10 protein-coding genes are annotated in these 11,746 nt (G+C 42.0%); all 10 read left to right on the top strand.

Features of this window, described 5'->3' with window-relative positions; genetic code table 11:
- Positions 1-3 precede the first annotated feature (3 nt).
- Entirely contained in the window at positions 4-1,098 is a 1,095-nt protein-coding gene (gene murG / locus IGI69_RS11885) for an undecaprenyldiphospho-muramoylpentapeptide beta-N-acetylglucosaminyltransferase (RefSeq protein WP_010749767.1), read from the top strand.
- 86 nt (positions 1,099-1,184) lie between these two features.
- Positions 1,185-2,168: a cell division protein FtsQ/DivIB gene (locus IGI69_RS11880; protein WP_015510164.1), complete on the top strand. Its 984-nt coding sequence runs from the start codon at positions 1,185-1,187 to the stop codon at positions 2,166-2,168.
- Positions 2,169-2,321: 153 nt separating this feature from the next.
- Positions 2,322-3,644, top strand: a complete 1,323-nt coding sequence (ftsA, locus tag IGI69_RS11875; protein WP_005228814.1) for a cell division protein FtsA — start codon at positions 2,322-2,324, stop codon at positions 3,642-3,644.
- 31 nt (positions 3,645-3,675) lie between these two features.
- The gene (gene ftsZ, locus IGI69_RS11870; RefSeq protein WP_005228816.1) at positions 3,676-4,920 is read left to right on the top strand and encodes a cell division protein FtsZ; all 1,245 of its coding nucleotides are present in this window, start codon (positions 3,676-3,678) and stop codon (positions 4,918-4,920) included.
- Between the two features lie 12 nt (positions 4,921-4,932).
- Positions 4,933-5,604, top strand: coding sequence for a YggS family pyridoxal phosphate-dependent enzyme (locus tag IGI69_RS11865; RefSeq protein WP_438740929.1), 672 nt, complete (start codon positions 4,933-4,935; stop codon positions 5,602-5,604).
- Between the two features lie 16 nt (positions 5,605-5,620).
- Positions 5,621-6,274: a cell division protein SepF gene (locus IGI69_RS11860; RefSeq protein ID WP_010749764.1), complete on the top strand. Its 654-nt coding sequence runs from the start codon at positions 5,621-5,623 to the stop codon at positions 6,272-6,274.
- Positions 6,275-6,300: 26 nt separating this feature from the next.
- Positions 6,301-6,564 (top strand): YggT family protein, encoded by a 264-nt coding sequence (locus IGI69_RS11855; protein ID WP_005228822.1) that lies wholly within the window; start codon positions 6,301-6,303, stop codon positions 6,562-6,564.
- Positions 6,565-6,582: 18 nt separating this feature from the next.
- Positions 6,583-7,365 carry an RNA-binding protein gene (locus IGI69_RS11850; protein WP_005228823.1) on the top strand — a complete coding sequence of 261 codons (783 nt, stop codon included), beginning with the start codon at positions 6,583-6,585 and terminating at the stop codon, positions 7,363-7,365.
- Positions 7,366-7,385: 20 nt separating this feature from the next.
- On the top strand, positions 7,386-8,141 hold the full coding sequence (locus IGI69_RS11845) for a DivIVA domain-containing protein (protein ID WP_005228824.1): 756 nt from the start codon (positions 7,386-7,388) through the stop codon (positions 8,139-8,141).
- Positions 8,142-8,810: 669 nt separating this feature from the next.
- Positions 8,811-11,606 (top strand): isoleucine--tRNA ligase, encoded by a 2,796-nt coding sequence (gene ileS, locus IGI69_RS11840; protein ID WP_438740927.1) that lies wholly within the window; start codon positions 8,811-8,813, stop codon positions 11,604-11,606.
- The last annotated feature ends 140 nt before the right edge of the window (positions 11,607-11,746 follow it).

The following is an 11,746-nucleotide window of genomic DNA, read 5'->3' as shown; positions in this document are numbered from 1 at the left end:
GATATGAAAATACTTGTGACTGGCGGCGGTACTGGCGGACATATTTATCCAGCGTTGTCTTTTGTCGATTATGTAAAAGAGATTGACCCGACAGCCGAATTTTTATACATTGGTGCAACAAGGGGCTTGGAAAATAAAATCGTCCCTCCAACAGGTATTCCTTTTAAAACATTAGAAATCCAAGGCTTTAAGCGTAAGTTGTCCTTCGATAATGTAAAAACGATCCAACTTTTCATGAAAAGTTATTACGCAGCCAAAAAAATCATCAAGGAGTTTCAACCGGATGTGGTGATCGGCACCGGCGGCTACGTTTCTGGCGCGGTGGTCTTTGCTGCAGCGAAGTTGAAAATTCCTACAATTATTCATGAACAAAATAGTGTTCCCGGGATCACGAATAAATTTCTAACCAAATATGTGGACAAAATCGCCATTGCCTTTCACGATGCGTCCCAGTACTTTCCAGCGAAGAAAACGGTGCTGGTGGGGAATCCCAGAGGTCAAGAAGTACGCAACAGTCAAAAGTCAGCGATCTTGTCTTCCTACGATTTAAATCCGGCGAAAAAGACGGTCTTGGTTTTTGGTGGGAGTCAAGGAGCACTGAAAATCAATCAAGCGATCATTGATGCGCTGCCGCTGTTTGCTCAAAAAGAGTATCAGCTTCTCTATGCGTCAGGTGAACGGTATTACAAAGAGATCGAAGAAAAAATCGGCATGTCAAAAGATGCCTTTCCTAATATCAGTATTCGCCCTTACATTGATCAGATGGCAGAAGTGATGGCAAATAGTGATTTGTTGATTGGACGAGCAGGAGCCACATCGATCGCAGAATTCACTGCATTAGGGATTCCAGCGATTTTGATTCCTAGTCCTTATGTGACCAATGACCACCAAACGAAGAACGCCCAAAGTTTAGCCAATGCAGGAGCAGTCAAAATGATTGCCGATCATGAACTAAACAGTCAAAACCTCGTGGAAGCAGTAGACAGTATCATGCAAGATGAAGCCCTTCGTAGTAAGATGGCAAAAGCCTCAAAAGAACAAGGGATCAGCGATGCCTCAGAACGATTATTTCGACTTGTGCAAGAGGTAATCAAATAGTACAATGTGTGGGATAGAAAGGAGCGATTATCATTAGTAAAGACAAAACACCTCATGATGATCAAACCCCCTCGTCAACGGAAGAGTTGACCCCTTGGCAAAAAGAAAATCTAAAGTATTTGCAAGAAAAAGGCAATCAGCCAGCTTGGTCTTCTCCTGCTCCTGAAGAAACAGAAGATACGTCCAAAGACCATGAAGACGAGCAAGAAGAAACATTTTTTGAAGCAGATGAAGCAATGGAAGAGTCCGTTGATGAGAAAGAAGCATTGCCAGAGCCAGAAAAAAAGGCCCGCTCCTTTGCTGATCGGCTGCCTAACCTAAAGGCGTACCGCAACCAAGTGTTGATTCGCCGTTTAGCCTTGATTATTGGATTGTTGATGATTCCTTTATTGATTGTTTTGTATTTCGTTTCGCCCCTTAGTCGTTTGGCGAATGTGGTCGTCAAAGGCAATCATGAAGTATCCGCAGAAGCAATTCTCGAAAATTCGGACCTAACCGTCAATGAAGAGATGTGGCCGCAATTTTTCGAACGTAATCAAAGCGTGTCTGCCATCAAAAAAGAATTGCCACGTATAAAAAATGCCTCAATTTCTCTATCTGGTATCAATCGCTTCGATATCACTGTCACTGAATTTCAAGAAGTTGCTTTACTAGCTCAAGATGGTGGCTATGCGCCGGTTTTAGAAAATGGCGTTGTGTTAGATGAAATCAGTGAGCAGCCAGTGGAAGGATTGCCGGTTTTAGAAAATTTTTCGGCTGAAGATAAAATCAAAGCAACACTTAGTGCCTATCAAGAATTAAGTTCAGAAATTCGCGATGGCGTTTCTCAAATCAAATATACCCCCCGTGACAGCAATGATGAGCTGCTGACTCTCTTTATGAATGATGGCAATCAAGTGATCGTCAACATTTCGAATATGGTGAGTCAAATGCAGTATTATCCGCAAATTGCCAAAGATTTGACCGAGGACAGTATTGTGGATATGGAAGTTGGAATCTTTACTTACCCAATTTCAAATACACAAGAAGACGATGCAGACGAAAATCAAACAGCTGATAGTGATTCTTAGGAAAAATTCAAGAGTTTTTTTCATTAACTTGTTTCTAAAAAGCGCCATTATATGGTAGAATTGGTAACAGTGAACAAATTATTCGAATGAACTCTAAAAACGGACTGTGATGGTTCGCTATATATCCAATTTAAGTAGGAGGGAACCCCATCCATGGCAAAAACGGGAATGTATGTTGGCCTTGATATCGGTACGACATCTGTAAAAGTTGTAGTAGCCGAATACGTTGACAGCCAAATGAATATCATTGGTGTAGGTAATGCAAAATCAGAAGGAATCAACCGTGGGATCATTGTAGATATCGATAAAACGGTACAAGCCATTCAAAGAGCAGTAAGACAAGCAGAAGAAAAAGCAGGAATTCAAATTCGCAGTGTAAGTGTTGGTGTACCAGCCAATCTTCTTGAAGTGGAAAATTGTCAAGGAATGATCGCTGTCAATAGTGAATCAAAAGAGATCACCGACGAAGACGTGCGTAATGTTGCCTCCGCAGCACTCGTTCGTTCTACCCCTCCTGAAAGACAGATCATTGCTATTTTACCGCAGGAATTTACCGTTGATGGTTTTGAAGGAATCAAAGATCCTCGTGGCATGATCGGGGTTCGCCTAGAAATGTTTGGTGTTGTGTATACAGGACCAAAAACCATCATTCACAACATTCGCAAATGTGTTGAAAAATCTGGTTTGATTGTTAATGAAGTAGTCATTACGCCATTAGCACTAACAGAATCGATTTTATCAGACGGTGAAAAAGATTTTGGTACGATCGTCATCGACATTGGTGGCGGCCAAACAACCACAGCAGCGATGCACGACAAGCAATTGAAATTCACCCATGTGAACCAAGAGGGCGGCGAATTTGTCACAAAAGACATTTCGACGGTTTTAAATACCTCTTTCAACAATGCAGAAGCATTGAAGATCAATTATGGGGATGCGTATCCTGAACGCACTTCAGCCAGCGAAGAATTTCCGGTTGATGTGATCGGAAAATCAGAACCAGTGAAAATCGATGAACGCTATTTATCAGAAATCATTGAAGCCCGTATGGAACAAATCTTCACCAAATCAAAAGAAGTCCTAGACGAAATCGATGGACTTGATTTACCGGGTGGCGTGATCTTGACTGGTGGCGCTGCAAGTCTTCCTGGTGTCGTAGATCTTGCTCAAGAAGTATTCGAAACAAACGTCAAGCTTTACGTTCCTAATCATATGGGACTTAGAAATCCTGTTTTCACGAATGTGATCAGTATCGTTGACTATTCGGCAAACTTAAGCGAAGTGTACCAGCTTGCCAAAAGTGCGATCACTGGTGAAAAAACAGTGGCGCAACAGCCCGTTGCTATTCAACAACAAGAAGTGCATTACGAACAATATGAAGCGCCAGAAGAAACTTATGAAGAAGCAGAAGAAGAGAAAAAAGGTGAGTCGATCACAAACCGAGTAAAAGATTTCTTCTCAAATATCTTTGAATAATCTAAAACGATTCTCAGGAGGAAGATAAATTATGGAATTTTCAATTGATAATAACATCAATGACGGCGCTGTGATCAAAGTCATCGGAGTCGGTGGCGGTGGCGGCAACGCAGTTAATCGTATGATCGAAGAAAATGTCAAGGGCGTAGAATTTATTGCAGCCAACACTGACGTTCAAGCGTTAAAAAACTCAAAAGCAGAAACAGTCATTCAATTAGGCCCTAAATATACCCGCGGACTTGGTGCTGGCTCTCAACCAGAAGTTGGTCAAAAAGCAGCGGAAGAAAGTGAAGATTCTATTCGCGAATCATTAGAAGGCGCAGACATGATTTTCATTACCGCTGGTATGGGTGGCGGAACCGGAACAGGTGCTGCACCGATCGTAGCGAAAATCGCTAAAGAAATCGGCGCGTTGACAGTCGGTGTCGTTACTCGTCCGTTTACATTTGAAGGACCAAAACGTGGCCGTTTTGCGGCTGAAGGCATCGCTAAATTAAAAGAGAATGTCGATACCTTATTGATCATCTCAAACAACCGTTTATTAGAAGTTGTTGACAAGAAAACGCCAATGCTTGAAGCATTCCGTGAAGCAGACAATGTCTTGCGTCAAGGGGTTCAAGGGATCTCAGACTTGATCACTGCACCTGGCTATGTCAACTTAGACTTCGCTGATGTGAAAACAGTAATGGAAAATCAAGGCACAGCCTTGATGGGAATCGGTGTTGCTAGCGGGGAAGAACGTGTGATCGAAGCAACGAAAAAAGCGATCTCTTCACCATTACTAGAAACGTCGATCGATGGCGCAGAACAAGTGCTATTGAACATCACTGGCGGATTGGATATGACTTTATTTGAAGCACAAGATGCTTCTGATATCGTCGCTCATGCGGCAACAGGCGACGTAAACATTATCTTAGGTACATCAATCAATGAAGACTTAGGCGATGAGATCCGTGTGACAGTCATTGCAACCGGCATTGACCCTTCAAAAAAAGAACGGGGTTCTCGCTCTAGCAGACAAAGCCAAGGTCAAATTCATTCTATCCCTCAAAAACCAACATTAGATATGGATCAAGCACGCCCAGCGCAAGCAGAAGAAAGCAATGGCTTTGGTGATTGGGATATCCGCAAAGAACAAAATGTACGACCTAAAGTAGAAGAAAACACATTTGAAAATGTAGAAAAGAAAGAATTCGATACCTTCAGCCGTGATGAAGTACGTTCGAATGATGACGACGAATTAAGCACACCACCATTTTTCCGTCGTAAACGCTAGGGGGCAGAGCACATGATTTCTGAGAACTTGCACAAGATTCAGCAAGAGATACAGGATTCCTGTGCTCTTGTTTCTAGAAATGCCAATGATGTCTGTTTGACAGCTGTGACAAAATCCGTCGATACAGAAACAACAAGAGTCCTTTTAGAAAATGGTGTGCGGGATTGTGCAGAAAATCGAGTAGAAAAACTACTTGAAAAGAAGGCAGCACTAAAGGATTATCCAGATGTCCGTTGGCATTTTATTGGCAATTTGCAACGCAGAAAGGTAAAATCAATTATAAATGGGATTGATTTTTTCCATGCGTTAGATTCAATCAAACTGGCACAAGAAATTCAAAAACGAGCAGAGCATCCGATCAACTGCTTTGTGGAAGTGAATGTTTCGCAGGAAGCAACGAAACAAGGGATTTTTGTTGAAGAGGTAATGGCTTTTATTGAAGCACTTGCTTCGTTCGACAAAATTCGTGTTGTTGGATTGATGACGATGGCCCCGCTCACTGCTTCCAAAGACGAGCAGCATCAGATTTTTAAAGAATTAAAAAGAATTCAACAACAGATCGCTGACCTGCATCTTACACATGCCCCTTGCTTAGAAACGAGTATGGGAATGAGTAATGATTTTCCCATTGCGATTCAAGAAGGTGCAACATTTATTCGTGTAGGAACAGCATTATTTCAATAAAAAAGGAGGTTGACCGATGTCGCTCAAAGAGAAACTGACCAATTTTTTTGGATTGACTGACGAAGAAGATTACTACGAAGAAACATTTGCCACGGAAGAACCGGCACGCACAGCGTCTAAACAAGCTGTGAACCAAGGAGGAGCTTTTACAGCCCCCAGAGCAACCACGAATACGTATGCATCTGGCCAAGCGGCAACACGTACAACAAGTCAACCACAAAATCAAGCCTATCAATACAGACAGCAACCACAAGCAGCTGTCTATCAACAAGCCTCAGCTGCGGCTGAACGGGTAAGACCGGTGACGAAGACGGAAGAAAAAGTCGTTCCGATGGCACAACAAAGAAGCAATACGAGAGTCAAAGAAACAAAAGCAAAAGAAACACCCGCACAAGCAGCTGGTAAAATAACGATCGTAGAGCCACGCGTCTATTCCGAAGCGATGGGGATTGCCAAGCAGGTCATCAATGGGGATGCTGTACTTGTTAATTTTCATTTAATTGAAGAGTACCAAGCTCGTCGAATAGTTGATTTTTTAACAGGAACAGTGTACGCTGAAGATGGTGATATCAAGCGTGTTGGCGATGAAATTTTTCTTTGCACGCCTAAGGGTATGGAAATTGAAGGCACTGCCCAAACATTAGCAGATACCAATTTTTTTGATATCTAAAGTGAGGAGGAACGCCAATTTTATTTTTGAGATTCGTTAAATTACTAAGTGATGCTGTTTATCTGTATACCATTTTATTAGTGATCTATGCACTTTTGTCTTGGTTTCCAGGAGGGTATCAATCCGCTTTTGGCCGTTTCTTAGCAAAAGTGTGTGAACCGTATTTGAGTTTATTTGATCGATTGAAATTAAGTTTTGCTGGTATTGATTTTACGATTGCGTTTGCAATTATCGTCTTACAGCTAGCATCACAAGCATTGATATTGATCTTACAATCAATTTTATTTTAACGTAAGGGGTGGTTATCGGTGAACGCAAATGTCTATCAACATTTTCGAAACGATGAACGCCCTTTTATTGATTCCGCTCAAGGATGGATCGAACAAGTGCAAATGCAGTATGCGCCTTACTTAACTGATTTTTTAGATCCGAGACAAGCGTATATTTTAGAAAGCTTGATTCGTCAATCAACGGATTTAAGCTTCCGCTTTTTTGGTGGTTACGAAGCTGCTGAAAGACGACGTTGTTTGATTTATCCCGATTATTATGAGCCCACCACCGATGAGTTTGACATGACTTTGTTTACGATTCAATACCCGAAAAAATTTACGGTGTTGAGTCATGGAAAAGTTTTAGGCACGTTAATGGGGACTGGAGTCAAGAGGGAATACTTTGGAGACATTCTTTCCGATGGTGAAATATGGCAAGTATTCGTTGCTACTGAAGTCAGTCATTTTATCCAACTCCAAGTGGATAAAATCGGAAACGTCTCGGTGCGCTTGGAAGAAACAAAATACACCGAGTTGATCGTTCCTAAAGATGGCTGGACCGAGGAAAGAGAAACGGTTAGTTCATTGCGTCTTGATACAGTGATCTCTGCCGTATACAACATCTCACGTCAGCGTTCGAAACAGTTGATCGAATCAGGAAAAGTAAAAGTAAACTGGACAGAAGCACTACGACCAGATTTTGTTCTGGATTTACTGGATATCGTTTCAGTAAGAGGATTTGGTCGGATTCAAATACAGGGGTTAGAAGGAACCACGAAAAAAGAAAAAGTTAGATTGTTATTAGGTGTATTACGTAAATAAATCAAAGAGGTGTATAGAATATGGCATTAACTCCATTAGACATTCAAAATAAAAACTTTTCAGTAAAAATGAGAGGATACAACCAAGACGAAGTCGATGACTTTTTGGATATGATCGTCCGCGATTATGAAGAAGCGGTTCAACGCAATCGCGAGTTAGAGAAATCATTGAAACACGCCGAAGAAAAACTAGAGTATTTCAATGAACTGAAAGACGCCTTGAACCAATCCATCATCGTGGCTCAAGATACCGCGGATAAAGTAAAAACAAGCGCAAGCAAAGAATCAGAAGTGATCGTTACGTCTGCCCAAAACCGTGCGGATGAAATGGTTGCTACTGCAGAAAAACATGCCCATGCCTTGATGACCTCAGCGGAAGAAAAAGCCAAAGAGATTTTAACGGATGCAACAGACAATGCCCGTCAATTGGCAACAGAAACAAATGACTTGAAGAAGAAAACCAGAGTCTTCCACAACAACTTATTGGTTATGTTACAAACCCAATTAGAACAAGTGAAGAGCCCCGAGTGGGAAGAGATTTTGGCGCCATTTTCAAGCTACGTGCAAGATTCCCATCAAGTAATCAGAGAAGTTTTATCAAAAGAACTTGACAGTGAAAATGGTTCTGGAGTAAACTCAGAAGCAGTGGACACATTTGATGTGGACGTTGTTGAATCAGATGAAAAAATCGTTGATGTAAGCGAAAGCCCTGAAGTGAAAACATTAGATGATGCGAGAAACTTATTAGACGAATTGAACAAAACAGATAACAACTAAGACACAGAACAGAAAAATTTCTTATATTTTTCAAGCGAGTTTGGGAGAGTGGAAGCCAAATAAAACCCTGTAAGAAATCAGATCATCTGTGAGTTGCGTTCTTTAAAGAGCCGATTATCCAAAGACTCAAGTAGAGAACGACGCCTGATCCCGTTACCGATCATCAAAGAATTGTCTAACGACAATAAAAATTTGGGTGGTACCACGAACACGTTCGTCCCTTGCCAGGGACGGACGTGTTTTTTGCTGTGAATCACTATGATTGGCTTGCGAAGCAAGACAGAATAGATGATGAACAGTACTAGGCGACCATAGGGAGCGTAGTAACCCTACTAGGAATCACTATGATTGGCTTGCGAAGCAAGACAGAATAGATGATGAACAGTACTAGGCGACCATAAGGAGCGTAGTAACCCTACTAGAAATCACTATGATTGGCTTGCGAAGCAAGACAGAATAGATGATGAACAGTACTAGGCGACCGTAGGGAGCGTAGTAACCAAACGAGGAATCACTAGGATTGATTTTTAAAATCAGTGAGACCTAAACACAAGGAAGTCATGGCAACCAATCCATTTTGATACGTTCAATAGAAGCAATTGATTGGTCGAGTCAATGGATTTAGAAATTATACGGAAACGTAGTGAGACGAAAAGGAGCGAAACAAGAATGAAAATGAAAGAAACACTGCATCTTGGAAAAACCGCTTTTCCAATGCGAGGCAACTTGCCGAACCGCGAAGTGGATTGGCAAAAAGAATGGGAAGAAAATCGATTGTATCAACGCCGTCAAGAATTAAATGAAGGCAAGCCAACCTTTGTCTTACACGATGGTCCTCCTTATGCAAATGGGAACATCCATATCGGACACTCATTGAACAAAATCAGTAAAGACATTATCGTACGTTCCAAATCAATGTCAGGTTTCCGTTCCCCTTATGTACCTGGTTGGGATACCCATGGTTTGCCGATCGAGCAAGTGTTGACAAATAAAGGAATCAAGCGCAAAGAAATGAGCTTGGCAGAATACCGCAAAAAATGTGAAGAATATGCTTTGACACAAGTGGATACACAAAGAGCTGACTTCAAACGTTTAGGGGTTTCTGGTGACTGGGAGCACCCATACATCACACTGACGCCCGATTATGAAGCTGCAGAAATTCGCGTTTTCGGAAAAATGGCAGAAAAAGGCTATATCTACAAAGGATTAAAACCAATCTACTGGTCACCATCTAGTGAATCATCACTAGCAGAAGCCGAGATCGAATACAAAGATGTGAAATCACCATCGATCTATGTTGCTTTCCCAGTCGCAGATGGCAAAGATTTGCTTGATTCAGATACATCTTTTGTTATCTGGACGACGACGCCATGGACCTTGCCAGCGAATCTAGGAATCTCTGTGAATCCAACCTTTGCCTATGTTCAAATCTTGGCTGATGGTCGTAAATTTGTCGTGGCAAAAGATTTATTAGAAACCGTGACGAATGAGATTGGTTGGGAATCTGTCGAAGTATTGCAAGAATTAGCAGGCGATCAATTAGAAAAAATGACGGCGCAACATCCTTTCTATGACCGTACGTCTCTGTTGATGTTAGGGGATCATGTGACATTGGATGCCGGTACTGGTTTGGTCCACACTGCACCAGGACACGGGGAAGATGACTACATCGTCAGCAAAAAATATGGACTGGATGTCTTATCACCAGTCGATAGCCGTGGGGTCTTCACAGAGGAAGCACCAGGATTTGAAGGGGTCTTTTATGACAAAGCCAATCCAATGATCACTGAGCTTTTAGAAGAAAAAGGGGCGCTATTAAAACTAAACTTCTTTACTCACAGCTATCCACATGATTGGCGGACGAAAAAACCAGTCATCTATCGGGCAACGCCACAATGGTTTGCTTCAATTGATAAGTTCCGTCAAAACATTTTGGATGAGATCGAAAAAGTAGATTGGATCATTCCATGGGGCAAAACCCGTTTATACAATATGATTCGCGATCGCGGCGACTGGGTGATCTCTCGTCAACGTGCGTGGGGTGTACCATTGCCAATCTTTTATGCAGAAAACGGCGAAGCCATCATCACGCCTGAAACGATCGAGCATGTGGCAAACTTGTTTGCTGAACATGGTTCAACGATTTGGTTTGAAAAAGAAGCCGAAGAATTGCTGCCGGCTGGCTTTACGCATCCAGGCTCACCAAACGGTAAATTCTCGAAAGAAACTGACATCATGGATGTTTGGTTTGATTCAGGTTCTTCTCACGAAGCCGTGTTACGTCAACGTCCAGAATTGACGTTCCCAGCTGACATGTATTTGGAAGGTTCTGATCAATATCGCGGGTGGTTCAACTCAAGTATCACAACTAGTGTTGCGATCAATGAAGTCGCACCATACAAAGCCGTCTTGTCTCAAGGCTTCACCTTAGATGGCGAAGGCCGTAAGATGAGTAAATCTCTTGGAAATACCATTGCACCAGAAAAAGTGATCAACCAAATGGGTGCGGATATTTTGCGCCTTTGGGTCAGCAGTGTTGACTACGAAGCGGATGTTCGAGTGTCTATGGATATCTTGAATCAAGTATCAGAAGTCTATCGGAAAATTCGCAATACCATGCGTTTCTTATTGGCTAACACGAATGATTTTGATCCAGCAAAAGACAGCGTACCATTTGAAAACTTGCGTTCTGTTGATAAATACATGATGGTTCGTTTGAATCAAACGATCAAAACGATCCGAGAAGATGGTTATGAAAAATACAACTTCTTGCATATTTACCGAACAGTCATCAACTTCTTGACAGTCGATATGTCATCCTTCTATTTGGATTTTGCGAAAGATGTCGTTTATATCGAAGCTGAAAATGATTTCCAACGTCGCGCCATGCAAACCGTCTTTTATCAAACAGCGGTTGCGTTGACGAAATTACTGACGCCGATCATTCCGCATACGGCAGAAGAAATCTGGTCACATTTGAAAGAAGAAGAGGAATATGTCCAATTAGCGGAGTTCCCTGGCTATGATACATTTGCTAACCAAGAAGAGCTGCTTGATTTATGGCGTGCTTTCCTTGATTTCCGTGACAATGTCTTAAAAGCATTGGAAGAAGCGCGTAATGCAAAACTGATCGGGAAATCGTTTGAAGCAAAAGTGACTGTCTATCCAACCGAACCGGTTGCGGCATTACTAAAAGCCATTGATTCAGATATCGCTCAGTTGCTGATCATTTCACCGGACTTCTTAACGATCAAAGAAGCAGGTGAAGCAGCACCAGAAGCGGCCTATCAATTCGAAGACGTGGCGATCTTAGTGGAAAAAGCCGTAGGTGAAGTCTGCGAACGTTGTCGTCAAGTCCGTGTGGATGTCGGTGTAGAAGAGCAGCTACCAACACTTTGCGGCCATTGCACAGCCATTGTCAAAGAAAACTATCCTGAAGCGGTTGCAGAAGGCTTTGAAAAATAAAAAAACGGAAAAAGATGATCCCATTGTGGGTCATCTTTTTTTTGAAATCAATCAAGCTTGTTCCTTGAAAATGGGACATAAGCAGCTGTTTGTGACATCCAAATGAGAAAATCCGCGTTAATTGATAACGATTCTCATTT

This window comes from Enterococcus sp. DIV1083b, from assembly GCF_051713705.1.
Taxonomy (GTDB): domain Bacteria; phylum Bacillota; class Bacilli; order Lactobacillales; family Enterococcaceae; genus Enterococcus_D; species Enterococcus_D casseliflavus.
Note: the sequence above shows the minus strand (reverse complement) of the source record. Positions and strands in the feature narration are given on the sequence as shown.

What these genes read in the sequence shown, in the direction of transcription:
- murG (WP_010749767.1), top strand. Translation starts at nt 4, where the DNA reads ATGAAAATACTTGTGACTGGCGGCGGTACTGGCGGACATATTTATCCA.
- ileS (WP_438740927.1), top strand. Translation starts at nt 8,811, where the DNA reads ATGAAAATGAAAGAAACACTGCATCTTGGAAAAACCGCTTTTCCAATG.
- IGI69_RS11845 (WP_005228824.1), top strand. Translation starts at nt 7,386, where the DNA reads ATGGCATTAACTCCATTAGACATTCAAAATAAAAACTTTTCAGTAAAA.
- IGI69_RS11860 (WP_010749764.1), top strand. Translation starts at nt 5,621, where the DNA reads ATGTCGCTCAAAGAGAAACTGACCAATTTTTTTGGATTGACTGACGAA.
- IGI69_RS11865 (WP_438740929.1), top strand. Translation starts at nt 4,933, where the DNA reads ATGATTTCTGAGAACTTGCACAAGATTCAGCAAGAGATACAGGATTCC.
- ftsA (WP_005228814.1), top strand. Translation starts at nt 2,322, where the DNA reads ATGGCAAAAACGGGAATGTATGTTGGCCTTGATATCGGTACGACATCT.
- ftsZ (WP_005228816.1), top strand. Translation starts at nt 3,676, where the DNA reads ATGGAATTTTCAATTGATAATAACATCAATGACGGCGCTGTGATCAAA.